The 24757-nt window shown below is 66.4% G+C and carries 18 protein-coding genes, 1 tRNA gene and 1 pseudogene; 10 read left to right on the top strand and 10 right to left on the bottom strand.

The features are described 5' to 3' along the window. Window positions 1-17 precede the first annotated feature (17 nt). The 7 genes from CVV68_RS15425 to CVV68_RS15395 all read right to left on the bottom strand — a co-directional run bounded on the left by CVV68_RS15425 (window position 18) and on the right by CVV68_RS15395 (window position 10177). Window positions 18-1274, bottom strand: coding sequence for a helix-turn-helix domain-containing protein (locus CVV68_RS15425; RefSeq protein ID WP_211320865.1), 1257 nt, complete (start codon window positions 1272-1274; stop codon window positions 18-20). A 213-nt stretch (window positions 1275-1487) separates the two neighbouring features. Then, on the bottom strand, window positions 1488-3500 hold the full coding sequence (locus tag CVV68_RS15420) for a DUF6541 family protein (protein ID WP_146238918.1): 2013 nt from the start codon (window positions 3498-3500) through the stop codon (window positions 1488-1490). Window positions 3501-3545: 45 nt separating this feature from the next. Continuing rightward, complete coding sequence (locus CVV68_RS15415; protein WP_110501886.1) at window positions 3546-3908, bottom strand: zinc ribbon domain-containing protein YjdM; 363 nt, start codon at window positions 3906-3908, stop codon at window positions 3546-3548. A gap of 110 nt (window positions 3909-4018) precedes the next feature. After that, window positions 4019-5707 (bottom strand): APC family permease, encoded by a 1689-nt coding sequence (locus tag CVV68_RS15410; RefSeq protein WP_110501885.1) that lies wholly within the window; start codon window positions 5705-5707, stop codon window positions 4019-4021. 369 nt (window positions 5708-6076) lie between these two features. Continuing rightward, window positions 6077-6153: transfer RNA gene (locus CVV68_RS15405), tRNA-Pro, on the bottom strand. A gap of 200 nt (window positions 6154-6353) precedes the next feature. Next, complete coding sequence (locus CVV68_RS15400) at window positions 6354-8237, bottom strand: ABC transporter ATP-binding protein (RefSeq protein ID WP_245933573.1); 1884 nt, start codon at window positions 8235-8237, stop codon at window positions 6354-6356. A 38-nt stretch (window positions 8238-8275) separates the two neighbouring features. Next, the gene (locus tag CVV68_RS15395) at window positions 8276-10177 is read right to left on the bottom strand and encodes an ABC transporter ATP-binding protein (protein ID WP_110501884.1); all 1902 of its coding nucleotides are present in this window, start codon (window positions 10175-10177) and stop codon (window positions 8276-8278) included. Window positions 10178-10478: 301 nt separating this feature from the next. On the opposite strand from CVV68_RS15395, the pseudogene CVV68_RS15390 reads away from it, so the two are divergent. The 10 genes and pseudogenes from CVV68_RS15390 (at window position 10479) to CVV68_RS15345 (ending at window position 21956) form a co-directional block, all read left to right on the top strand. After that, window positions 10479-10891 (top strand): annotated as a pseudogene (locus CVV68_RS15390) (tautomerase family protein). 200 nt (window positions 10892-11091) lie between these two features. Continuing rightward, the gene (iolC, locus tag CVV68_RS15385) at window positions 11092-12120 is read left to right on the top strand and encodes a 5-dehydro-2-deoxygluconokinase (protein WP_110501912.1); all 1029 of its coding nucleotides are present in this window, start codon (window positions 11092-11094) and stop codon (window positions 12118-12120) included. Next, on the top strand, window positions 12117-13061 hold the full coding sequence (locus CVV68_RS15380; protein ID WP_110501882.1) for a Cgl0159 family (beta/alpha)8-fold protein: 945 nt from the start codon (window positions 12117-12119) through the stop codon (window positions 13059-13061). The genes iolC and CVV68_RS15380 overlap by 4 nt, the downstream gene beginning before the upstream one ends. An 18-nt stretch (window positions 13062-13079) precedes the next feature. Beyond that, the gene (gene iolD, locus CVV68_RS15375) at window positions 13080-15008 is read left to right on the top strand and encodes a 3D-(3,5/4)-trihydroxycyclohexane-1,2-dione acylhydrolase (decyclizing) (RefSeq protein ID WP_110501881.1); all 1929 of its coding nucleotides are present in this window, start codon (window positions 13080-13082) and stop codon (window positions 15006-15008) included. A gap of 31 nt (window positions 15009-15039) precedes the next feature. Then, entirely contained in the window at window positions 15040-16551 is a 1512-nt protein-coding gene (locus CVV68_RS15370) for a CoA-acylating methylmalonate-semialdehyde dehydrogenase (RefSeq protein ID WP_110501880.1), read from the top strand. 80 nt (window positions 16552-16631) lie between these two features. After that, window positions 16632-17543, top strand: a complete 912-nt coding sequence (locus tag CVV68_RS15365; RefSeq protein WP_110501879.1) for a sugar phosphate isomerase/epimerase family protein — start codon at window positions 16632-16634, stop codon at window positions 17541-17543. Between the two features lie 13 nt (window positions 17544-17556). Further along, window positions 17557-18570: a Gfo/Idh/MocA family protein gene (locus CVV68_RS15360; RefSeq protein WP_110501878.1), complete on the top strand. Its 1014-nt coding sequence runs from the start codon at window positions 17557-17559 to the stop codon at window positions 18568-18570. Window positions 18571-18577: 7 nt separating this feature from the next. Further along, window positions 18578-19462 carry a sugar phosphate isomerase/epimerase family protein gene (locus CVV68_RS15355; RefSeq protein ID WP_110501877.1) on the top strand — a complete coding sequence of 295 codons (885 nt, stop codon included), beginning with the start codon at window positions 18578-18580 and terminating at the stop codon, window positions 19460-19462. Further along, window positions 19462-20895 carry a sugar porter family MFS transporter gene (locus CVV68_RS15350; RefSeq protein ID WP_110501876.1) on the top strand — a complete coding sequence of 478 codons (1434 nt, stop codon included), beginning with the start codon at window positions 19462-19464 and terminating at the stop codon, window positions 20893-20895. Before CVV68_RS15355 ends, CVV68_RS15350 begins: the two co-directional genes overlap by 1 nt. 38 nt (window positions 20896-20933) lie before the next feature. Next, window positions 20934-21956 (top strand): Gfo/Idh/MocA family oxidoreductase, encoded by a 1023-nt coding sequence (locus tag CVV68_RS15345; RefSeq protein ID WP_110501875.1) that lies wholly within the window; start codon window positions 20934-20936, stop codon window positions 21954-21956. Between the two features lie 10 nt (window positions 21957-21966). On the opposite strand, the gene iolB is transcribed toward CVV68_RS15345, so the two are convergent. From iolB to CVV68_RS15330, 3 genes are all read right to left on the bottom strand, one after another. Next, window positions 21967-22854 carry a 5-deoxy-glucuronate isomerase gene (iolB, locus tag CVV68_RS15340; protein ID WP_110501874.1) on the bottom strand — a complete coding sequence of 296 codons (888 nt, stop codon included), beginning with the start codon at window positions 22852-22854 and terminating at the stop codon, window positions 21967-21969. A gap of 30 nt (window positions 22855-22884) precedes the next feature. Further along, on the bottom strand, window positions 22885-23625 hold the full coding sequence (locus tag CVV68_RS15335) for a GntR family transcriptional regulator (RefSeq protein ID WP_110501873.1): 741 nt from the start codon (window positions 23623-23625) through the stop codon (window positions 22885-22887). Window positions 23626-23790: 165 nt separating this feature from the next. Further along, window positions 23791-24747, bottom strand: a complete 957-nt coding sequence (locus tag CVV68_RS15330) for a metallophosphoesterase (protein WP_110501872.1) — start codon at window positions 24745-24747, stop codon at window positions 23791-23793. Window positions 24748-24757: the final 10 nt, after the last annotated feature.

The raw sequence follows: 24757 nt of genomic DNA, 5'->3' as shown, positions 1-24757 counted from the left end.
GGCGGGCGGTGCCGGATCTACTGCCGCGAACCGGAACGGCGCAGTGACTCGATCTCCACGATGCTTTCCATTGCCTGGGAGATCCTTTCCGTGGCGCCGGCTTCGGTGAACATCGCCTTGGCATCGTTGAAGGCCGCCAGGGCGTCCTCCGTGCGGTCCTGCGCCTTGAGGACCTTGCCCAGCAGCAGTGCCGTGTCGCCGGCAATGTGGTTCGCCAGCACATCGCGTTCGGAGCCGATGCTTTCCAACAGCGTCAGGGCCGCATCCATGTCGCCATTGAGGTAGAGCCAGCGGGCGCGCAGCAGCGAAACCTCAAGGGTCTCGGTGCGGGTGGCACCCACCACTGAGTGCGCCAGTTCGCTGCGCTCGATGGCCTCCAGCGTGGCCGGTTCAACCACGCCGGCAGCCAGGCGCACCCAAGCGGTTGCCTTGTTGAACTGGGCCCAGCGGGAAAGGTCCTGGGTGGGTGAAAGCAGCCGGCCTGCCTGTGAGTGGTGGGAGAGGCCGGTGTTGATGTCCTGCCTGATGAACGCCACATTGCCAATGACCCAGTGGATCTCACCGGCCAGCTGCTTCGGGGTGGAGTCCGTGACGGCGTCCACCAAGGCAACGCAGTGCTGCCAGGCACCTTCCAGATCCCCGGACTCCGCCAGCGCACCCACCAGGGTCTGCATGGCAATGAGGTACGCGGTGTATTCCTCATCGGTGTCTCCCGAGCCAATTTCGACGGCAAGCGTGGCTTCCTCGATCGCCTCGGGGAGGCGGCCCAGGCTCATCAGCGCGGCGGCCATGGTCTGGCGGGTGCGCATCGTCAGGGCGTCGCTGTCTGAGGTCAGGGAGTTGTTCAGCAGTCTCTTGAGCACCTCGAGCGCCTCGGCATGGGAGCCGCAGCGCAGCAGCGAATTGGCCTGCAGGTAGGTCATGTTCCACCAAGTGACGGAGTCATGGCTGGCACTGGCCTTTTCCGCGGCCGCGCCTGCACTTTGTGCCGCACCCACATAGTCCCGGGTGTCCCAGCACTGGCGGGCATAGAGGGATGCAATGAGGTAGTCGCTTTCCGCCGCGGAAATCGGCTGCACCCATTCCTCGATCGAATGCGGGGCCAGCTGCAGCTGGCGGGAAAGCTGCTTGATTATTTCTACAGTGGGCTCGCGGCGCCCGTTTTCGAGCAGGGATATATAGCTGGCCGAATACAGGGCGCCGCCCAATTCCGTTTGGGTAAGGCTCCGTGCCAAACGCTCTTGACGAAGTCGATCGCCGAAACTGCTGCCCACTATGCTGCTCCTCTTGCAAACCACTGCATTGATCAAACCATTGCGTTGACGCAAACTGTATTCACAACTCTAAGCTCTATGACTAGTTAGTGATAATAATCTACAAAAGTTGTCAATACCGTGTGGCGACGCGGATGCCCGCTCCGGTGCCCCGTCGTCACTCCTGGGGCCTGCATTGTCCCTCCCCATTATCCCTCCCGGGGGGCCGGGGGCCTACATCGGCACCCCGCCGCACAACGTGAGCTTGTACAGCGCCGCGTGTCCTTCCTTTGCCACCAGCGTGAAGCCCTCCGAACCGGGGGCCAGCGTCACCCCCGAATACAACGATTTGGGGTTGTCAAACGCCGGAATGTAGTCCGTGCCGAAATCCAGCAGATATGTCACGCCTAGTCGTTTTGCCGCGGCGCACACGGCCTGGTCGCTGCCCACGCGGTTGAGCCAAAACCGCAGCGTATACATGTCCGGTGTGAGGTCGCCCTGCGAACTGTAGGGAAAGAGCATGTGCCGTCCGGCCAGCGCCATGGCCAGGGCCGACCCGTTGTACGGGTTATTCGCAATGACGTCCCGGGGGGTGGTGAATTGATCGAGGCGGTGGATCAGCGCCAGCTCCTGTGCGTCCACCTGCGCCAGCCCGTCGGGCTCGGCGGGCACGTTGTACATCTGCCCCACGGCGCCGGCCATCTGCCAAAAACCGGGGTTGGAGAAGGCGAGGACGACGGCGAGGGCGGCGGCCGCCGTCGTCCTTCCCGGGCGCGTGGAGACAAGGCGGACGCGCGGATACCTGGCAGGGAGCCAGTCCAGGCAGCGGCCCAGGCCCACTGCCGCCAGCGGCACGGCGACCAGCGGCATCAGGGCGGCGATGCGCTCCGGGTTGTCCCACCACGGGGCCATGACCACGTTGGCCAGTGGCAGGTTGGTTCCGGCCGCCAGGGCGTAGGTGAAAGTGATCAGGACCAGCGAGACCAGCAGCCAGCGCATCCTGTGTGCCATGGCGGCCGTCCACACCCCGAGCAGCACAAGCAGGGCCAGGGCGACTGCGGGGAACCAAATGGGGTCCGGGGCGTGGGTGAAGTTGCGCAGCAGGGCCAGCGGGAAGGCCATGAACGCCGGGCTGGTGTAGTTGAACAGGCTGCGGAATTGGGGCAGCGCAAAGAGGATGCCGGCCACGGCCGCCGCCGCGAGCACCAGAAGGGCGGTCCGGACCCAGCCCCGGCGCCGGGTGTGCTTGTAGCCGGTGCGCAGCCACGCAAACAGGAGATAGGCCAACAGCGGCGTGAGGACCAGCAGGATGCTGAAGACGCCATTGGGCTGCGCCATGGCGGCGCCGGGGAGGAAAAGCACCACCAGCGTCAACGCCATGGCCGGCGCCAGGGGCGCATGCGCCGGCGGGCGAATGATCAGCAGGACCAGTCCCACGCCCACGGGGACCAGCGCGTTGGACAGCAGATTGGGGTAGACGGAGCCATATTGCAGTAGGAGGTAGGGGAACGCCGGGAAGGCAGCGGCCAGGGCGCCCGCACCAAGGAGCACCGTGCGCTTTTCACCGACCAGTATGAGGGTGAGGAACACGCAGGCCAGCGGCCACACCACGCCGGACACGGCCAGCCACATGATGTTGGTGGCTGCTGGAATGCTGATGCCGGTCAGGAGCACCAGGAGGCTCGCCAGCCCGTGCCAGGCAGCGGGGTAAAACGCCGACTTGCCCGGTGGCAGGATGAAGCCGGAGACTGCAAACGAGGACGCATCCTTCGTCTGCACCGCGTATTCCGTCGCGTTCAGGTGAAAGACCGAGTCGTAGCCTTGGGTGAACTGTTCCGGGTTGGCGGCAGAGACCGTGAGGAACACCGTGGTTATGGCCAGTGCCACCAGCACGCCGACGGTGGCGGCCACCACAGTGCCGCGGGCGGACACGGAACCGGGCAGCGTGCCACGACCGTGCGGAGCGTCCTGCACGGCGGTGCGCAGGGCGGGGATGAGGCGGCGGGCCAGAAACGCGGCCACGGCGGCGATGGCCGTGCCCAGCAGCAGTACCGGCCACCCCCAGGGCAGGTGGATGGCCGGCGCGACCACGGCGCTGACGGAGACGACGGAAACGGACACGGCCGGGGCCAGGCACAGCGCAGCCAGACCACGCAGGCGCAGCACGGCCAGGACGGCGGCGCCGGGCACGCCAAGGATCAACAGGGCCGCGATGATAGCGGGCACCGCCTCAATCCATGAAGTCACGCCCGTGTCCTGTTGCTAGTGGTTCGGCAGTTGATTGCGGTGCGCCTAGATCTTTTTGACAACACTGGATTTGAGCTTCATCGGCCCGAAGCCGTCGATCCTGGCGTCGATGTCGTGGCCGTCCACGGGCGGAACGAGACGGATGTTGCGCACCTTGGTGCCCGCCTTCAGGCCCTGGGGGCTGCCCTTGACCTTCATGGTCCGGGTGATGCTGACGGTGTCGCCGTCGGCCAGAATGTTCCCGACGGCGTCCTTGACGGCAGACCGTGCCCCGTCGGGTTCTTCAGCTTCGCCGGTTTGCTCCGTGGGGGACCATTCGTGGCCGCACTCGGGGCAGACCAGCAGCTCGCCCATCGCATAACCATGCGGACTGGCGCATTCCGGGCACGCGGGAAGTGTCTCACTCATGCGCCCCATTCTATCCGGGGCGGCCGCGCTGCGTTTCCAGCTGGATGTCTCCGCTCGACGCCGGAGTCATTCCGGTCCGCCCCGGGGGGGGCCGGGGCCCGGCCGGTTAGCTAGACGGTGCCCAGCTCGGCCTCCTCCTCGCGGGACTCCTCTTCGGCGTCGTCAATGTAGTTCTGCACCTCGGCCAGCGGCAGGTGCGTCCTCAGTGCAATGAAGAAGACAATCACGGTGATGACGGCGTTGCTCAGGAAGGCCCACCAGAACAGGCCGGGATGGGCTGTGGGGTCCATGAGCCAGCTTTGGAACCCGACCAGGACGAGCCAGGGGATCAGCCACAGGGCTCCGGCCTTGAAGTCCAGCTTGGGCTTGATGCTGCGGTCGCCGGTGAACTCGAAAATTACCAACAGGATGTAGCCGAGCAGGATGGTGATGAAGATCTTCAGATTGACGGTCCAACCGCCCCAGAACACGATCAGGTTGGCGCAGTAAAAGGCGATCAGCGGGATGGTGAAACCGCCGGGGAGCCTGAACGGGCGCACCCGGTCGCCCATCTGGCGGCGCAGAGTGGCGACGACGAGCGGGCCGGAGCCGAAGGACAGGACCGTGGCGGAGGTGATGAAGCCGACCAGCTGCTGCCAACTGGGGAACGGCAGGAACATGATCAAGCCCACCACGAATGTCAGGAACAGGCTCCAGTGCGGCACGCCGTGCCTGTTCGTGCGTGCCAGCCACCGCGGGGCGTTGCCGTTGCGACCCTGCGCGTAGGAGACCCGGGCCGCAATGGTGGTGTAGATCAGGCCGGTGTCCAGCGGGGAAATGATGGCGTCTGCATACAACAGGTACGCCAGCCAGGTCAGCCCGCCCAGGGTGGCCAGGGCTGCCAGCGGGCCGGCGTCGTTGGTGAAGGACAGATGGGACCAGGCCCCCGAGCTTTGCAGCACGTGTTCGGGGATGCCCATGGTGAAGGCGACCTGCAGCAGTGCGTAGATGGCTGCGGTGATGGTCAGGGAGCCGATGATGGCGAACGGGATGTTCCGCTTCGGGTTGGTTGTTTCACCGGCCAGTTCGATGCCCTGCCGGAAGCCGAGGAAGGAAAAGGTGATCCCGGCCGTGGCGATGCAGGTGAAGATGGCCGAAGCGCCGGAGGGGGCAAAACCCAGCGACGTGAAGTTTTTCACGGAACCCATCTGGGTGGTGCCAAAGGCCATGATCAGGAACGTGGCTATGACCAGCACGATGATGGCCAGCTTCCACCACACCAGGACGTTGTTGATCTGGGCGAACAGGCGCACGCCATAGAAGTTGATGACCACAAAGACGGCCATCAGGACCACGGCTATCACAAGGCCCAGCGGCGTCAAGGTGTGCACCGTGAGGCCCGAGACCCGTTGGGCGACGGTGAAGGGTGCATATCTGGTGGCGTACGTGAGGGCGCCCTCGACCTCAATGGCCGGGACGGCGGCGGAACTGACCCAGGTGATGAATCCCAGCGAGTAGCTGGCGAACGAGCCCCATACCAGGTGCGGGTACCGGACCACGCCGCCGGAGACGGGAAACATGGGTCCCAGCTCGGCGTAGCACAGGCCGATCATCATGACCATGAGCCCGGCGATCAGCCAAGAAAAAATTGCCGCAGGCCCGGCAATTTGTGATGCGTTGTAGGCTCCGAACAACCAGCCCGAGCCGATAATTGAACCAATGGCGGTAAAAAGGAGCCCCACGGGCCCCAAATGCCGCTTGAGCTTTGTTCCTTGGTGGGGAAGGCCTCCTTGGGGGCTTCTTTCCGTTGCTGCACTCATCGCAAAACCATCTCCTTTGGCGGTTTCTTAGTTGCTCTAAGCAAAATACGCCCGGCACTTGTAAGGAGTGAGTGAGTTGGCTGTATATAAGCCATTAAAAGTTTTGGCGCAGTCCGGGCATGAGGCGACCGTAGCCGCCACGTTTCCCACGTACGCGGCGAGGGCGTCGCGTGTGGCGGCTGGCGGTGCTCTTGACACGCGGGCACGGCCGTCAAGTGGGAGCGGGCGGCACGTGTGCTGGTGTTGGCTTCAAAAGCGGCGGTGTAACTACCGGTCTGGAAGCTAACACCAGCACAAGCGGCATTCCGCCCAAACCACCGACGCAAAAACACTAAAGGCAGCGCCCGCATGGACACTGCCTTTAACATTTGGTCGGGGTGACAGGATTTGAACCTGCGGCCTCGTCGTCCCGAACGACGCGCGCTACCAAGCTGCGCCACACCCCGATCCATTGCGCTTCCGAAACCTGTGAAGGTCTGGAAAAGCAACCTCTCAAGAATAGCGGACGGATGCCGGTTACGCGAAATCGCGGCCCCGGTCCGCAACCCGCAACGCTGCCCGGTCGGATGCCCGGACCGGCCGGATTGCGCACGAGGTCCTGCCCGGCCCGCAGCCCGGACCCCAGCCAGGCGTCGTGCCGGGCCGGCTACACCAGCGAGTCCTGCCAGGCGCCGTGGAGGTCGGCAAAGCGGCCGCCGCCGGAGATCAGTTCCGCGGGAGTTCCGTCTTCCACGATGCGGCCGTCGTGGACCACCAGAACGCGGTCGGCAATGGCCACTGTGGAGAGCCGGTGGGCGATGATCAGCGCCGTCCGGCCCGGCCCGCCTTGGCCACGGCCGTCGCCGCCAGAGGTGCCAGCAACGCCCGTGGCCCCGGAGGCGCCAAGCAGCCGGTGCAGCCCGCCCTGCACCAGCCGTTCGGACGGGATGTCCAGCGACGACGTCGCCTCGTCCAGGATCAGCACGGCCGGGTTCGCCAGGAATGCACGGGCAAAGGAAATCAGCTGCCGCTGCCCCGCCGACACCCGGCCGCCGCGCTTGTTCACATCGGTGTCGTAGCCGTCGGGCAGGGCACGGATGAACGTGTCAGCCCCCACTTCGCGTGCAGCGGACTCAATCGCGGACCGGCTTGCGGCAGGGTTTCCCAGGGCGATGTTCTCGGCCACCGTGCCGCTGAACAGGAAAGCCTCCTGGGTCACCATCACCACGGCACGGCGCAAGTCCGCGGTGGAGAGCTCACGCAACTCCACGCCGTCGAGCTTCAGGGAACCGGCGGTCACGTCATAAAAGCGGGCCAGGAGCTTGGCCAGCGTGGACTTGCCCGCACCGGTGGCCCCGACCACGGCCACTGTCTGCCCTGCGGGAATGTGCAGGTCCATGCGGGGCAGCACCACGGGTCCGTTGCCGTAGCCAAACTCGGCCCCGGTGAAGCGGATGTCACCGTGCGCGACGGGCAGGGGGACCGGGTTTCGCGGCGGCTGCACGGTGGGGACTTCCTCGAGCAGCCCGGACACCTTCTCGAGGGCGGCCTGGGCGGACTGGAAGGAATTGTAGAACATGGCCATCTGGCCGACCGGCTGAAAGAAGCGCTTAGTGGCGAGCAGCAGTGCCAGCAGCGCGCCCACTTCCAGCGCGCCCCCGAGCACGCGGAAGCCACCCACCAGCAGCACCACCGCCACGGCCACATTGCCGATGAGCACCAGGCCCGGCTGGAAGATGCCGTTGAGGTTGATGGACCGAACCGTGACGCGGCGGTAGTCCTCGGCCAGTTCGTCGTAGGTGGCCGCGTTGTCCGCTTCGCGCCGGAAGGCCTTCACGGCGCGGATGCCGGTCATGGTTTCGATGAAGTGGACAATGAGCCGCGCCGAGACGACCCGGGAGGACCTGTAGGCGGATTGGGATCGCTTTTGGTACCAGCGCGAGAGGAAGAACATCGGGACGGCGGAGGCCATGACCAGCAGCCCCGTGATCCAGTCCAGCGAAAAGATGCTCACAGCCGTCAGGGCCATGAAGATCAAGCCCGAGGCAAGGGAGGAGATGCCCGAGTCCAGCAGTTCGCGCAGCGCCTCCAGGTCCGAGGTCTGGCGCGAAATGATCCGCCCGGACGTGTAGCTCTCGTGGAACTCCATGCTCAGTCGCTGCGTGTGCCGGAACACCTGGATGCGCAGGTCCAGGAGCATGGCCTGGCTGAGCCGGGCCGTGGCCGTCAGGTACGCGGCCGTGAGCCAGGAGGCGAGCAGCGCCGCGACCACATAGCCGCCGCCGGTGACGATCAGCGGAACGGGGTTGGCGCCCTGGTCCTTCAGGGCGGGCAGGGCCGTGTCGATGCCGAACGCGATCAACAGCGGACCGGCCACCTTTGCCGCCTGGGACAGCACCACCAGGGCAACCGTGATGGCGAAGCGCAGGCGGACCGGGCGAAGCAGCATGCCCAGCAGCTGTACCGAGCGGCGGCGCACGGCCTTGCTGTCCTGCCGGCTGAGCTCCACGCGGTCCTCGCCGGCAGTTCCCTGCGGTGGTGCCGCGTTGATGTTCGACGCCGGAGCCGGGGCGCGCCTTGACCTGGCACTCACGCCGTTGCTCCCCTGTGAACGACGTCCAGCGGGCCGGTGCCTCGGGGAGCCGCACCCAGCTCGTCGGCAAGTTCATTTTCGGTGTCTGTGTCCAAATCGCTGTCCAAGTCCTTTGGCTCCTCGCTGAGGCTGGCCAGCACGTAGCGATAGTGGTCATTGCCGGCGAGCAGCTCGCTGTGGGTGCCAACTGCCGTGATGTGCCCGTCCTGCAGCAGGGCCACCCGGTCGGCCATCGCCACGGTGGACGGGCGGTGGGCGACGATCAACGTGGTGGTCCCAACAAGTGCGGCCCGCAGCCCGTCGGATACGCGTTCCTCGGTGTTCACATCCAGGGCGGAGAGGGGATCGTCCAGGACCAGCACTGCGGGGCGGGCGGCGATGGCGCGGGCCAGGGCGATTCTCTGCCGCTGCCCGCCGGACAGGCTGAGTCCCTCCTCGCCGATCAGCGTGTCCACGCCGTTCGGCAGTGCGTAGGCGAACCCCGCCTGGGCCACCTCCAATGCCTGCTCCAGGATTTCGTCGGGGGACAGTCCGGGGTGTTCCGCGGCACCCAGCAGGACGTTCCCGCGCACGGAGTTGGAAAACAAGGTGGTGTCCTCAAAGGCTACGGATACGTGCCGGCGCAGATCGGCCAGGGCCAGCCGCCGGATGTCGGTGCCGTCCAGCAGGACGGCGCCGGCCGTGGCGTCAAAAAGCCGCGGCACCAGGTTCAGCAGCGTGCTCTTGCCACTGCCGGTGACGCCCACCAGTGCCATGGTTTCGCCCGCGCGGAGGACCAGGTCAATGCCGTTGAGCAGCTCCGGCGTGCCCGCCGGGGTGTCCGGATAGTGGAAATGGACACCGCGGAATTCCAGGTCGCCGCGGACGGGGCCGAGGCGAACCGGCTCGGCTGGGTCCGTGATGGTGTTGGGGGCGTCCATGACTTCAAAGTGCCGGTCCACGGCGGTCTTGGCCGCAAGGGTCATGGCCATCAGCGGGCCCATGGACTCCACGGGCCCGGCCACGACGGCAGCCGTGGCAAAAAACGCGACGAGGGCGCCGACGTCGAGCCTTGCCTGCGAAACGAGCAGGATGCCCACCACCAGTCCGGCGCCCAGGGCCAGCTCCGGCAGCAGCGTGACCACCAGGGAAAACACGGCCAGCGACTTGGCCTTGTGGATTTCGGTGGCCTGGAGCTCCTGCGCCTGCCCGGCAAAGGAATCCAGCGCCTCCCGGCCGCGCCCGAACGCCTTGAGCACGCGGATGCCGTGGACGGATTCCTCCACGGCCGTGGCGAGGTCGCCGGCCTGGTCCTGGCTCCTGCGGCTGACCAGCCCGTAGGAACGCCGGAACCTGTAGCCGAAGACGACGATCGGCACCGCCGCGGCCACGAAGATCAGGCCCAGCTCCCAGCTCATGGACAGCATCAGGGCCACTCCGATCACCACGGTCAGGGCAGTGACCACCAGCATGATCGCACCAAAGGCCATCCAGCGGCGCATGAAGTTCAGGTCGCTCATGGCGCGGCTGAGCAGCTGCCCGGAACCCCAGCGGTCGTGGAATTCGACGGCGAGCGACTGCAGGTGCCGGTAGAACGATGTCCGCATGCGGGTTTCCACCGTGGTGGCCGGCACAATCACAAACTGCCGGCGCAAGGCGATGAGCCCTGCCTCCAAAATCCCCAGTCCAAGTACGACGGCGGCACCCGTCCAGAGGCCCTTCGTCCCGTTCCCCGGTTGGAGGGCGGAGTTGACGAGCACGCGGTACACCTGTGGAATAAGCAGGGCAACAACGCTGGCGGCAAGCGCGCTCAGGAGGCCCCAGATGAGCGGGGCGAAAATTGGTTTGAGCTGCGGGGCAAGCCTTCCCAGGGAAGCTAAGAGCGTGGTGTTGTCCGTGGATTTGTCTGCGTCTGTCATGGGGATACTTCGACTGCCCAACTTCAACTGCCCATTGAATCGATATTTTTTTTCAGAGGATTCCAGCCTACGCCCGCACGCGTCGTGGTTGCGGGAAGGCAGCCAAGTTAACTTGTTAACTAGGGCAAGCGGTTTTAGTCATGCGTCGGGTCGCGGCGGGAATGGCGCGCCGTCACTGGACGGTAGTGGCTGCCACGAGCCGTCGGAGCCGCCACTACTGTCCAGTCATGGAGTGGTCCGGCTATGGCAACGTGCGCGAACTTTGATAGTACGACAGGACAAATGAACAAATGAGTGGGAAGTGTCATTGGTTTGCATCGATGTCACTGAGGACCGCGCCCGGAAGGGCTGCAGGCACTCAGCCGCGCCATTCACGACGCCATCCTGGCCGAATATGGTGTCCCGGAGCGGGACTACTTTCATATTCTGACCGAGCATGGTGCCGGACGGGTCATTGCCCAGGATGCCGGGCTGGGGTTTAAGCGCAGCAGCGGCGTCGTCATGATCCAGATCGTCACGCAGCAGGGGCGCCCGCTCGAGGCCAAGCAGTCGCTCTTTGCCGCCATCGCAGCCAACTTTGCCGGCCTTGGCGTCGCAGGTGATGATGTGTTCATCGGGTACATGGAAAACACTGCGGGGGACTGGTCGTTCGGCTTCGGCCGTGCCCAGTACGCCACCGGAGAACTTGCCGTCCCGGCGCTGGCCGGGGCCTGAGGCGCCTTCACCACGAGGCATGTTACGCACCATCAAACGGCTTAATGTTCTTATGTCAGAACAAACCTTTGACAGGACATGAAATTTCATGCAAAGTAGTATGTGTGTCGGCCATCACGTGGCCGGCGCAGCGCAGGGGTTCACCCCCCACCCACCTGTTGCAAGGCGAGTTCCCGAAGTGAAAGGTCCTTTTGATCAACGTGAGCCACGATTTGATTACCATCGGGCGCATCAGCGTCGACATCTACCCCAATGACATTGGCGTGGATCTGGAAGACGTCACGTCCTTCGGAAAATACCTGGGCGGTTCCGCCACCAACGTTGCCGTGGCCGCTGCCCGGCATGGCCGGCGGACCGCCGTCATCACCCGCACGGGAGATGACTCCTTTGGCCACTACCTGCACCGCGAGTTGAAGAAGTTCACGGTGGACGACCAGTTCGTCCGTCCGGTCGCCCAGTTGCAAACGCCCGTCACCTTCTGCGCCATCAAGCCGCCCGAGGACTTCCCGCTGTACTTCTACGGCAGGCTCCCCACCGCCCCGGACTGGCAGATCGCCGCCGACGAGCTGGACACCGCGGCCATCAAGGACGCGCGCATCTTCTGGTCCACCGTCACCGGCCTGTGCCAGGAACCCAGCCGCGGCGCCCACCTGGCCGCCCACCTGGCCCGCCCCCGTGCCAAACTGACCCCCGGCCAGTACACCATCCTGGACCTGGACTACAGGCCCATGTTCTGGGACTACGAGGAGGACGCCCGCGAACAGATCGCCAAGATCCTCCCACATGCCACCGTCGCCATCGGCAATGACAAGGAATGCGCCGTCGCCGTCGGGGCGGGGACACCGGACGAACAGGCCGACCGCCTGCTGGCGGCGGGTGTTGAGATCGCCGTCGTGAAGCTGGGGTCCGAAGGCGTCATGGCCAAGACCGCCACCGAGCGCGTGGTCTCCGCCCCCGTCCCCGTTGAAACCGTCAACGGACTCGGCGCCGGCGATTCCTTTGGCGGCGCCTTTGTGCACGGCCTGCTTGCAGGCTGGCCGCTGGCCCAGGTGCTCGACTATGCCAACGCCGCCGGCGCCATTGTGGCCTCCCGCCTCTCCTGCGCCGACGCCATGCCGACGCCGGAGGAGGTCACCTTGCTGCTGGCCGAACGCGGCCGACTGGTACCCGGGGCCCCTTTACCCGGGGCGGCTGTGCCCGACTCCGCCGCGGAAGGGGCACTTAAGTGAGCACCTCGACGGCACCCGCCGGCGTGGACGACGATCCCCGCCGCTACGCACACCTGACGGCGCTGCGCCTGGAAGACCCGGCCGCAGTGGCCCGCGCCGCCAAGGCCCGTCGCCGGCACCCCGGCGTGAAGAGCGGGGTGCAAAACTTCATCGTCGCCGCCGACCACCCCGCCCGTGGCGCCATTTCGGTGGGAGCGAACCCCACGGCCATGGCGGACCGGCGAGAGCTGCTGGACCGGCTCCGAATTGCGCTGGCCAACCCGGCCGTGGACGGCGTCCTGGCCTCCCCGGACATCATGGATGATCTCCTGTTGCTCGGCGCACTCGAGGGCAAGCTGGTGTTTGGCTCCATGAACCGTGGCGGCCTGGCCGGGCTCGTCAACGAAATTGACGACCGCTTCACCGGCCACACCGCACAGGCGCTGGCGGACTTCGGCGCCGACGGCGGCAAGATGCTCACCCGCATCTGCCTGGGCGATCCGGATACCGTCGCACTGCTGGAAGCCACGGCCAAGGCCATTGACTCGCTGGCGGAGCGCAGGCTGATCGCCATGGTGGAGCCGTTCCTGTCCGTGCGGGAGAACGGCCGCGTCCGCAACGACCTCTCCGCCGACGCCGTTATCAAGTCCGTCAGCATCGCCTCCGGCCTTGGCTCCACGAGCGCCTACACGTGGATGAAGCTGCCCGTGGTGGCGGAGATGGAACGCGTCATGGCCGCCACCACTATGCCCACCGTCCTGCTGGGGGGGGACCCGGACGCCGGGCCAGACGAGGTCTTTGCCAGCTGGGGCGCCGCACTCGCGCTGCCCGGAGTCCAGGGCCTGACGGTCGGGCGGACCCTGCTGTACCCCCAGGACGGCGACGTTGCCGGGGCCGTGGCCACGGCGGCCTCGCTCTTGAACCGCGCCGCCTTGAGCCAAACCGCAGAAGGACAGGAATAAGACATGTCAACTCGCACAATGACGGTGGCCCAGGCCGTGGTGGAATTCCTGGGGAAGCAGTACGCGGTGGACAAGGTGGGCGCCGAGGAATACCGGGGCCGGCTGATCCCGGGCATGTTCGGCATCTTTGGCCACGGCAACGTGGCCGGTGTCGGGCAGGCCTTGAAGCAGTACCAGGTGAGCGACCCGACCCTCATGCCCTATTACCAGGGCCGCAACGAGCAGGCGCAGTCGCACCAGTCGGTGGGCTATGCCCGGCACACCCGCCGCCGCGCCACCTTTGCCGTGAGCACCTCCGTGGGCCCCGGCTCCACGAACCTGCTCACCGGCGCTGCCCTGGCCACCACCAACCGTCTGCCCGTGCTGCTGCTGCCCAGCGACGTCTTCGCCACCCGCGCCGCGGATCCGGTGCTCCAGCAGCTCGAACGCCCCGACGCCTACGACGTGTCAGTCAACGACGCCTTCCGCCCGCTCTCGCGCTACTTTGACCGGGTCTCCCGCCCGGAGCAGCTGTTCTCGGCGCTGCTGAACGGCCTGCGCGTGCTCACCGACCCGGCCGACACCGGTGCCGTGACGATCTCGCTGCCGCAGGACGTCCAGGCCGAAGCGCTGGCCGTGCCCGAGGAATTCCTGGCCGAGCGGGAGTGGCGCATCCGCCGTCCCGATGCCGACGACGACGACATCCGCCGCGCCGCCGACGCCATCAAGAACGCGAAGAACCCCCTTATCCTGGCCGGCGGCGGTGTGCTGTACGCCTACGCCGAGGGCGAGCTGTCCAAGCTGGCCGAGGCCACCGGCATTCCCGTCGGCAACACCCAGGCCGGCGTGGGTGTGCTGCCCTGGAACCACCCCCAGTCCCTCGGCGCCATCGGCTCCACGGGCACGACGGCGGCCAACGCCGTCGCCGCGAACGCGGACCTGATCATTGGCATCGGCACCCGCTACGAGGACTTCACCACCGCATCCCGCACGGCCTTTCAAAACCCGGAGGTGCGCTTCATCAACATCAATGTCACCCCGCTGGACGCGTACAAGCACGGTACGTCTCTGCCGATCGTGGCCGACGCCCGCAAGGCGTTGGTCAAGCTGAACGCGGCGCTGGGCGGCTACCGTGTCGGCGCCGAGCTGGAGCGGACGGTGGCCGCACAAAAGAAGCGCTGGGACGCCATCGTCGACGAAGCTTTCGACACCCGTTACACGCCGCTGCCCTCGCAAAACGAGATCATCGGTGCCACCAACCGCGCCATGGATGCCCAAGACGTGGTCATCTGCGCCGCGGGATCCCTGCCCGGGGACCTGCACAAGATGTGGCGGATCCGGGATTCCTTCGGCTACCACGTGGAATATGCGTTTTCCTGCATGGGATATGAAATCCCCGGCGGGCTCGGCGTCAAGCGCGCCACCATCGCCGAGGCGGCCGGCGGCGGCACCCGGCGCGACGTCGTCGTCATGGTGGGGGACGGCTCCTACCTGATGATGCACACCGAACTGGTCACCGCCGTCGCCGAGAAGATCAAACTGATTGTGGTGCTGATCCAAAACCATGGCTACGCCTCGATCGGCGCGCTGTCCGAACAGCTCGGCTCGCAGCGCTTCGGCACCAAGTACCGCACGCTCGACACCGAACACCACACCTTCGACGACGGCGACAAGCTCCCGATCGACCTGGCCCTGAACGCCGAAAGCCTCGGCGTGAAAGTCATCCGGGTGGCCCCCGGCGGGAACGTCATTGCCGACCTGGAAGCCGCCGTCACGGCGGCCAAGGCCGCGCCGGAAGACGGCGGGCCCGTGCTGATTCATGTGGAATCAGACCCGCTCCTGGACGCGCCCAGCTCCGAATCCTGGTGGGACGTGCCCGTCTCGGAAGTTTCCGACCTTGAATCCACGCAGCAGGCCCACACCACTTATACAGATCACAAGGGGCGCCAGCGCAAGATGCTCGGCTAAACCCCCACTTACTTGGAAAGAAGAATCTGACATGACGCAAACAGCAACGCTGACCACCATCAAGCACTTCATCAACGGCGCCGAGTCCGCCGGCACGGGCGGGGCCACCCAGCCGGTGTACAACCCGGCCACCGGTGCCGTCTCGGCCCAGCTGAACCTGGCCAGCCGCCAGGACCTGGACACTGCCGTCGCCGCCGCCAAGGCCGCCGCCGAAATCTGGGGCGACTACTCGCTCGCCAAGCGCACCACGGTCCTGTTCAAGTTCCGCGAGCTCGTCGCTTCACATGTGGACGAGCTGGCCGCCCTGGTCACCGCCGAGCACGGCAAGGTTCTCTCCGACGCGGCCGGCGAAATTGGCCGCGGCCTGGAAGTCATCGAGTTTGCCTGCGGTATCAACCAGCTGCTCAAGGGAGCCTACTCCGGCCAGGCCTCCACCGGCATCGACGTGTTCTCCTTCCGCCAGCCCGTGGGCGTCGTTGCGGGCATCACGCCGTTCAACTTCCCCGTCATGGTGCCGCTGTGGATGTGCCCCATCGCCATCGCCGCCGGCAACGCGTTCATCCTCAAGCCCTCCGAGCGCGATCCCTCCGCGCCGACGCTGCTGGCCAAGCTGTGGACCGAGGCGGGCCTGCCCGACGGCGTGTTCCAGGTCCTCCACGGCGGCAAGGACACCGTGGACGGACTGCTCACCCACCCGGACGTGGACGCCATTTCCTTTGTCGGCTCCACCCCCATCGCCAAGTACGTCCACGAGACCGCCACGGCCCACGGCAAGCGTGTCCAGGCCCTGGGCGGAGTGAAGAACCACGCCATCATCCTCCCCGACGCGGACATGGACAACGCCGCCGACCACCTCTCCGCCGCCGCCTTCGGCTCCGCGGGCGAGCGCTGCATGGCCATCTCCGTGGCCGTCGCCGTCGGCGATGCCGCGGACACGCTGCTGGGCAAGGTGCGTGAGCGCGCCGTAGCCATCAAGGTCGCCGAGGGCACCGAGCCGGACGCGGACATGGGCCCGGTCATCACCGCCGCCTCCAAGGCCCGGGTGCTGAAGATCGTGGGGGAGGCGGCCGACGCCGGCGCCACCCTGGTCGTGGACGGCCGGGACTTCACCGTCCCCGGCAAGGAGGACGGCTACTGGGTGGGCCCGACCCTGCTGGACGGCGTCTCCGCGGACATGACCGCCTACACGGAGGAAATTTTCGGCCCCGTGCTGGCCGTGATGCGCGTGGAGACCGTGGAGGAGGGCATTGCCCTGATCAACGCCAACCCGTACGGCAACGGCACCGCGATCTTCACCTCCTCCGGCGCCAACGCCCGCAAGTTCCAGCGCGGCGTGCACGTGGGCATGATCGGCATCAACGTCCCCGTCCCGGTACCCGTGGCCTACCACTCCTTCGGCGGCTGGAAGAACTCACTCTTCGGCGACAAGCACATCTACGGCGAGGAAGGCGTGGCCTTCTACACCCGCGCCAAGGTCGTCACCTCCCGCTGGCCCGAACCCCAGCACGTCTCCGACGCCAGCTACAACTTCCCCTCCAACTAGTCCCCACCCGCTCCCACGGCTCGCAAGCTCGCCGCGGGGCCCTCGCGGGCGGGGCCCCTAGCATCCCGGAAAGAATCCTCATGACTGATAACAAGCTGATCATCGGCACCGCGCCGGATTCCTGGGGCGTCTGGTTTACGGACGACCCGAAGCAGACCCCCTGGGAGCGCTTCCTCGACGAGGTGGCCGAGTCCGGGTACAAGTGGATTGAACTCGGCCCCTACGGCTACCTGCCCATCGACACCGCACGCCTGGCCCGGGAGCTGGCGGACCGGGACCTGCAAGTCACCGCCGGGACCGTTTTCACCGCGTTCCACCGTGGCGCGGACCAGTGGGAGCAGGCCTGGGAGCCGGCCAGGAAGGTGGCCGAACTGACGGCCGCCATGGGCGGGGAGAACGTCGTCGTCATTCCCGCCATGTGGCGTGATGACGTCACGGGCGACGCCGTGGAAAGCGGCACCCTCGACGCCCGTCAGTGGACGGAGCTGTTTGCCGGCCACAACCGGTTGGGGGAGGTCCTGCTCAAGGACTTTGGCCTCAAGCAGCAATTCCACTCGCACGCCGACTCCCACGTGGGTGCCCAGGCCGACATTGAACACCTGCTGGCCGAAACCGATCCGGAACTACTGAACCTGTGCCTGGACACCGGCCACGCGGAATACTGCGGGGCCAGCTCGCTGGAGCTGATCCGCAAGTACCCCGAGCGCATCGGCTACCTGCATCTCAAGCAGATCAACCCCGACATCCTGGCCCGCGTCAACGCCGAAAACATGACCTGGGCCGCCGCCAACCTGGCCGGCGTCATGAGCGAACCGCCCGGCGGCCTGCCGGACCTGCGCGCCGTCATTGAAGCCGTCGAGGCACTCAACAAGCCAATCTTTGGCATTGTGGAGCAGGACATGTATCCCGTGGCCTTCGACGTGCCCATGCCCATCGCCAAGCGGACCCGCAACTACCTGCTCAGCTGCGGCTCCCGCACGGCTGTTAATTAGAAAGAAGCTAGCCATGACTGAAAAACTTCGCGTAGCCGTTATTGGGGCCGGACGCATGGGGGCGGACCACATTGCCCGACTGCATCACCGAATCAGCGGGGCCGAGGTGGCCGCCGTCGTCGACATTGACGTGGCCCGCGCCGAAGCCGCCATCAAGGGCATTCCGGGGGCGGTGGCCCTTGCCAGTGCCGAGGAAGCGCTGGACAACGGAGACGTGAACGCCGTGCTGATCGCCACCCCCGGCTTCCTCCACGAGGACATCTTGTTCAAGGCGCTGGAACGCGACATCCCGATCCTGTGCGAAAAACCGCTCACCCCGGACGCCGCCAGCGCGTTGAAGGTGGTTGAGGCGGAGGCGAAGTCGGGCCGCAAGCGCATCCAGGTGGGCTTCATGCGCCGCTTCGACGCCGAATACGCCGCCCTGCGCGGCATCGTCACCGAGGGCCGGCTCGGTGAGCTGCTGGTGCTCCACCACCAGCACCGCAACCCGGACACCCCGGCCGGCTTCACGAACGAGATGCTCATCAACGACTCCGTGGTCCATGAATTCGACGCCATCCGCTTCTTCACCGGGGAGGAAATCACCTCCGTCCAGGTGCGTCTGGGCAAGCCCACCCGCAACGCCCCGGAGGGCCAGCACGATCCCCAGCACGTGCTGCTCGAGACCGAATCCGGCGTCCTGGCCGATGTTGAAATCTACGTCAACGCCAAGTTTGGCTACGAAGTCGCCACCCAGGCCTCCTTCGAGGACGGCATTGTCAACATAGGGAACGACGGCGGCCCGTACGTCCGCACGCAGGGACGCTGGGGCGGGCGGATCACCCCCGGCTTTGAGGAGCGCTTCGGTACCGCGTACGACGTCGAGGTCCAGGCGTGGGCCGACGCCGCGCTGCGCGGGGAAATTGGCGGGCCGTCCGCTTGGGACGGCTATGCCACCGCGGCCTGTTGCGAAGCGGGAGTCGAGGCGCAAAGGACAGGCGCGAAGACCGCCGTCGTGCTGGCCCCGAAGCCCGGGCTGTACAACTAAAACCATCATGAAGATCGCACTGGACCCCACGCCGTTCCACCACAGCCACAGCCTGCTCGAGTTCCCACTGCTCGTGGCGGACCTGGGGTACAGCTACATGCAAATGACCCCGCACCCGGACTTCATTCCCTTTTACAACCACCCCAGGGCCGACGACGCACTCGTGGCCGCGCTGAAGAAGTCCGTCGCGGATGCGGGGATCGAGATTGCCTCGGTGCTGCCCGTGCTGCGCTGGTCCGGACCCGACGAGGACGCCCGCGAGGCCGCCGTCCGCTACTGGAAGTGCGCCATCCAAATCTCCGTCGACCTCGGCGTTGCGACCATGAACACCGAGTTCAGCGGCCGGCCCGAGAAGGCCGAGGAGTCCGAGCGGGCGTTTTCCCGGTCGATGGAGGAGCTGCTGCCCATCATCGAGCGGGAGGGGATCGACCTGCTGATCGATCCCCATCCGGACGACTTTGTCGAGGAGGGCCTGGCCGCCATCCGCGTCATCCGCGGCCTGAACTCACCCAACGTGGGGCTGGCCTACGTGGCCTCGCACAGCTTCCACATGAAGGACGACCCGCTGGCGATCATGCGCGCGGCCGGCGACAAGCTGCGCCTGGTGCACGTGGCCGACACCATGGACCATCATGCCTCCCACGGGCTGCGCTACATCACCAACCCGCCCGGCAACCCTGTCCGTGTCCACCAGCACCTGAAAATCGGCGACGGCGACGTCAACTGGGAGCAGTTCTTTGGCGGGTTGGCGGAGATCGGCTTTTTGGACCGAGACGACGCCGTCATGGTCTCCAGCGTCTTTGCCGAAGACGACGACGCCGAAAACGTCTCGCGCTACCAGCTCCAGACCATTGGCGATCACGTCACACGGGCCCGAAAGGCCGTGGTTTGATGGCGGGACTTCCCAGAGGGCAGACCGCGCCCGCAGCCCAAGCCCCAGTGGCGGGCGGCCAGCAGTTGGCGCCGCGAAAATTCATGCGCAAGGTGGCGCTTTTCTCCACCTTTGGCGGATTGCTGTTTGGCTACGACACCGGCGTCATCAACGGTGCGCTTCCGTTCATCCAGCGGGACCTGGGACTGACGCCGCTGACTGAAGGCCTGGTGACTTCCACCCTGCTGCTGGGCGCCGCCTTTGGCGCCCTCACGGCCGGGCGGCTCTCGGACCGCTTTGGCCGGCGCAAGACCATCATGGGCCTGGCCCTCATCTTTGTCATTGCCACCATCGGCTGTTCCATCGCGCCGTCCGCCGGGCTGTTGGTGCTCTCGCGCACCATCCTGGGACTCGGCGTCGGCGGTGCCTCGGTGATTGTTCCCGTGTACCTGGCGGAGATGTCCCCGGCGGCCCAGCGGGGGCGGATCGTCACGCAAAACGAGCTAATGATTGTGACCGGGCAGTTCCTGGCCTTCACCTTCAACGCTCTGCTGGGCAACATGTTCCCCGACGCAGGCCACATCTGGCGCTACATGCTGGTCATCGCGACCCTGCCCGCCGTCATCCTCTGGTTCGGCATGCTGGTGCTGCCGGAAAGCCCGCGCTGGCTGGCGGCCGGAGGCCGCTTCGACGAAGTCCTGGACGTGCTGCGCCAGGCCCGCGAGCCGGCCGAAATCAACGCTGAATTCGAAGAAGTCAGGGAGGCCGCCCGCGAGGACTACAAGGCCAAGATGGGCACACTCAAGGACCTCTCGGTGCCGTGGATCCGGCGGATCTTCGTGGTGGGGCTGGGCATGGCGGTCATCAACCAGATCAGCGGCATCAACGCCATCATGTACTACGGCACCACCATCCTCTCCTCCTCCGGATTCGGCGACCAGGGCGCGCTCATCGCCAACGTCCTCAACGGCGTTGTCTCCGTGGTGGCCGTCGTAGCCGGCATGTACTTCATGACCCGGCTGCCGCGAAAGTTCATGCTCGTCATGGGGCTGTCGGGGACGGCGTCGTCCCTGTTCGCCATCGCGGTGGTTTCCATGGTGGTGCCCGAGAGCCTGTTGCGCGGCTTCCTGGTGCTGTTCTTCATGGTGACCTTCCTGGCGTTCATGCAGGCGTTCATCGGCTGCGTCACCTGGCTGACCATGGCGGAGATCTTCCCGCTGCACGTGCGGGGCGTGGCCATGGGCATCTGCGTGTTCGTGCTGTGGATGGTGAACTTCCTGGTGGGCTTCTTCTTCCCGCAGCTCGTGGCCGGGATCGGCATCTCATCCACGTTCTTCATCTTCGTGGCGCTGCAAATCTGCGCCATCGTCTGGGTCAAGAGGGTGGTCCCGGAAACGCGCGGCAAGTCCCTTGAAGAGCTGGAACACCACTTCAAGTCCGCCGTGTCATCGTGAGTGAAAGCAACGGCATCCCAACAAATAAGGAAACCCGCATGAAAACCATCACCCTGGGCCTGGTCGGAGTGGGGCGCATCGGCGTCATGCACGCCACCAACATCGCCGCCCTCAACGACGTGCTTGCCGCGCAGGACGTCCGCGTGGAGCTCAAGCTCACCGACGTCGCCGCCGACCACGCCCGCACTGTCGCGGCCGGCCTCGGCGCCGAGTTTTTCCCCTCTGTGGAGGAACTGCTGGCGGCGGGGATTGACGGCTTGCTGATCGCCACCGGCACCGCGACCCACCCGGAGCTGATCAAGGCCGGCGTCGACGTGGGCATCCCGGTGTTTTGCGAAAAGCCCGTGGGCGTCAACGTGGAGGAGTCGCTGCCCATCCTTGAGTACATCCGCGAAAAGGGCGGTACGGTGCAGATCGGCCACCAGCGCCGCTTTGACGCCGGCTACCTGGAGGCCAAGCGCGCCTACGACGCCGGCGAACTCGGCTGGATCCACTCCCTGCGCGCCATCACCGGTGACATGACGCCGCCGCCGGTCGAGTTCCTGGCCACCTCCGGCGGGCTGTTCCGCGACTGCTCCGTGCACGACTTCGACATCCTGCGCTGGCTCACCGGCCGCGAGATCGTGGAGGTCTACTCCCGGGGATCCAACAACGGCGACCCGGCCATCGGCGCGGTGGGCGACGTGGACACCGCCCTGGCCGTCATCACCTTCGACGACGGCACGGTGGGCACCGTCGCCGCCACCCGCTACAACGGCGCCGGACACGACGTCCGGCTGGAAATCCAGGGCTCCAAGGGCTCCGTCATGGTCGGGCTGGACGGGCAGTCCGCCTTTCGATCCGCCGAAGCCGGCATCGCCTTCCCGGCCGGCACGCCGCACCGGACCTTCGCGGAGCGTTTCGGGTCCGCCTACGTTGCCGAGCTGCAGGCTTTTGTGGAGCTCATCCAGGGCACCCGCACCAACCCGTGCACCCCGGAGGACGCCGTCGCCGCCTCCAAGGTGGCCGACGCCGCCCAGGAGTCCCTCCTTACCGGCGCCCCGGTCCGAGTCGCCCTCTAAGATCGATTTGCTAGAAGGGGAGCCTGGGGTCGATGGCTGCGGGGTCCCAGGTCTGGCGGACCCAGCCGTGGTGGGGGTCGTCGCTGATCAGCCACTCGCGGACCGGGCCCGGGCCGGCCATGACGTTCAGGTAGTACAGGTCGTAGCCCGGGGCGGCCATGGCGGGCCCGTGCCAGCCGTAGGGGACCAGGACGGTATCCCCGGTGCGGACCTCGGCATTGACATCGATGGGCCGCTCATCGGAGGCATACACGCGCTGGTAGCCGATGGCATCGGCGTCGGCCGGAGCGGGGGAGCCGGCGGCCACCTGGGTTTCGAAGTAGTAGATTTCCTCGAGCGCGGTTTCGCCGTCCTTCTCCTCGTCGTGCTTGTGCGGCGGATAGGAGGACCAGTTGCCGGCCGGGGTAATGACCTCGCACACGATGAACCGGTCCGCTTCCAGGGCGGCCGGCGTGCCGAAGTTGTGCACCTGCCGCGAGCAGTTGCCGGCGCCGCGCAGCTCCACCGGAATTTCGGCGGCGGTGATAAGGCGCGTGGGGTACCCCGTGCGGGCCGGGGCGGTGGCAATGGCAACGCGGCCGCCGTCGGCCGAGCTAACAGTGACGGACTTGTTGATGCCTGAATACAGCACGTCGGAGGGGCCGCTGAATACGCTGGCGCGCCCTGCCAGCTCAAATTCCGTGCCATCCACCGTGGCGGTGAACGCGCCGTTGAGCGGGATCACGATCCGCTCCTCGCCGGCGGCGGGAAGTTCGAGGGCGGCGCCCGGCTCCAGCGTTGCCACCTTCAGTCCCGTGTGGGCCCAGCCGGCCACGGCCAGGGTGGAATCGGAGGTGCCCAGCGAGACATCCCAGCGGCCGTCGCGGGCCGATCCCAGGGGGTATACCCAGTTGGTCATGCGCGGGTTTCCTTTGATTGGTGGCGGCAGTCAGCGCTGCACAAGGGTCATTTCAAAGCTGTAGTTGTCCGCCCGGTAGACGTGGTGGCCGGTCTCCACCAGCCGTCCGGTGTCGTCCACGGCCGTGCGCTCCATCGTGACCAGGGCGGCGCCGGGGGTGGTATCCAGTAACGGGGCCTGGTAGTCGTTGGCGATCATGGCCCCGACGCGCTGAGTGGCGAGACGGAAGTTCACGCCACCGTTGCGCAGGATGCCGTACAGGCCGGCCGTGGCCAGGGCAGCCCCGTCAAACTCGACAATGTCGTCCCGCACCCAGTTCTCCATGAGTGCCAGCGGCTTGCCATCCACCTTGCGCAGGCGGGTGAAGTGGTAGACCTTTGCCCCCGGGTGCAGCGCCAGTTTCTCACGGGTGGCGGCATCGGCGTCGACGTGGGAAAACGTCAGCACGTCGGTGGTGGGCTTGCCCCCGCGGGCCACGAGGTCGTCATACAGGCTGGACAGTTCCAGAGGTCGCCGCACCTGGCTGGACACCACCTGGGTGCCGACGCCGCGCTTGCGCACCAGGAGCCCGGCCCGGACCAGTTCGTCCATGGCCTTGCGCATGGTGGGACGGGAAAGGTTCAAGGCCGCGGCCAGGTCGATCTCGTTCTCCAGCTTGCTGCCCGGTTCCAGGTTCCCGCTGCGGATGGCCGCCTCGATGCCCTGGACCACCTGGTGGTAGAGGGGCACCGGAGAGGAACGGTCGATGTTCAGGTTCAGCGAGTTGGCCATGTCGTGCTCCTAGGGCGGGTCCTGTGGACAGTGCGGGTGCTGGATGTGGCACGAACTACTATCCCGGATCATCCTATTGTCAGGACAAACTAAATGCAAGGTTGCGGAAGCGGTTGGCCCGCCAAAACCCGCGGCTGCGCCCTCAAGCCGGGCCCGCACTGGAACTCAGCTGCCTGGCTTGGCTGTCAGCGTCAGGACCACGGCTTCCGGGCGGCACGCGAAGCGGAAGGGGGCCGTGCGGGAGGTGCCGATGCCGCCGGAGACGTTGACCGGCGTCGTACTGCCGTTGGTGCTCCAGTCGTTCAGGCCCTTGGCGCGCCAGGTGGGGAGGTCGCAGTTGGTGACAAGGGCGCCGTATCCCGGGATGCAGACCTGGCCGCCGTGGGTGTGGCCGGCCAGGATGAGGTCGGCGCCGTCGGCGGTGAAATGGTCCAGCACGCGTTGGTACGGGGCATGGGCCACGGCGATCTTCACGTGGGGGGCGGTGTCTTGGTTCGCGGAGCCGCGGGGCCAGCCGGCGTAGCGTTCCCGGTTGAGATGTGGATCGTCCACGCCGCTGAAGTCAAAGCGGATGCCGTTGAGCGGGATGGATTGGGCCCGGTTGGTCAAGTTGGCCCAGCCGCCCCGGCCGAAGCCCGTGTGGAGGGCCTCCGTGTCCAACACGAGCGGGCTTCGCTTGGCCCGCGGATGCAGCTTGGACGGCCCGGCAAGGTAGGCAAGGGGGTTCTTGAACTTCGGGGCGAAATAGTCGTTGGAGCCGGGGACAAACACGCCTGGGAACGCCATGAGCGGGGCCAGTGCGGCCAGCAGTGGCTTCACCGAGTCCGGGTGGCTGAGATTGTCTCCGGTGTTGACCACCAGGTCCGGCTTGAGGGCGGCCAGCCCTCGCAGCCAGTTGGCCTTTTTGCGCTCGCCGGGGGAGAGATGGATGTCGGAGAGGTGGAGCAGCGTCAACGGCTTGGCCCCGGCCGGCAGGATGGCCAGGGATTCCGCCCGAAGGGTGAACCAGTTGCGCTCAATAAACGCGCCGTAAGCCACGCACCCAACGCCGCCGGCCGCGGCCAGGCCCGCCGCCCAGCCAAGGGCGGCGCGACGGGGATGAAGGGCGCGTTGGGTGCTCATGGCGTTGACG

It is taken from the genome of Arthrobacter livingstonensis (genome assembly GCF_003219815.1).
Taxonomy (GTDB): domain Bacteria; phylum Actinomycetota; class Actinomycetes; order Actinomycetales; family Micrococcaceae; genus Specibacter; species Specibacter livingstonensis.
This window is presented reverse-complemented; position numbering and strand designations above follow the sequence as displayed.

Coding starts and splice junctions, on each gene's coding strand:
- CVV68_RS15410 (WP_110501885.1), bottom strand. CDS start 5,707: ATGAGTGCAGCAACGGAAAGAAGCCCCCAAGGAGGCCTTCCCCACCAA.
- iolD (WP_110501881.1), top strand. CDS start 13,080: ATGACGGTGGCCCAGGCCGTGGTGGAATTCCTGGGGAAGCAGTACGCG.
- iolB (WP_110501874.1), bottom strand. CDS start 22,854: ATGACCAACTGGGTATACCCCCTGGGATCGGCCCGCGACGGCCGCTGG.
- CVV68_RS15345 (WP_110501875.1), top strand. CDS start 20,934: ATGAAAACCATCACCCTGGGCCTGGTCGGAGTGGGGCGCATCGGCGTC.
- CVV68_RS15330 (WP_110501872.1), bottom strand. CDS start 24,747: ATGAGCACCCAACGCGCCCTTCATCCCCGTCGCGCCGCCCTTGGCTGG.
- CVV68_RS15335 (WP_110501873.1), bottom strand. CDS start 23,625: ATGGCCAACTCGCTGAACCTGAACATCGACCGTTCCTCTCCGGTGCCC.
- CVV68_RS15360 (WP_110501878.1), top strand. CDS start 17,557: ATGACTGAAAAACTTCGCGTAGCCGTTATTGGGGCCGGACGCATGGGG.
- CVV68_RS15370 (WP_110501880.1), top strand. CDS start 15,040: ATGACGCAAACAGCAACGCTGACCACCATCAAGCACTTCATCAACGGC.
- CVV68_RS15415 (WP_110501886.1), bottom strand. CDS start 3,908: ATGAGTGAGACACTTCCCGCGTGCCCGGAATGCGCCAGTCCGCATGGT.
- CVV68_RS15395 (WP_110501884.1), bottom strand. CDS start 10,177: ATGACAGACGCAGACAAATCCACGGACAACACCACGCTCTTAGCTTCC.
- CVV68_RS15365 (WP_110501879.1), top strand. CDS start 16,632: ATGACTGATAACAAGCTGATCATCGGCACCGCGCCGGATTCCTGGGGC.
- CVV68_RS15350 (WP_110501876.1), top strand. CDS start 19,462: ATGGCGGGACTTCCCAGAGGGCAGACCGCGCCCGCAGCCCAAGCCCCA.
- CVV68_RS15355 (WP_110501877.1), top strand. CDS start 18,578: ATGAAGATCGCACTGGACCCCACGCCGTTCCACCACAGCCACAGCCTG.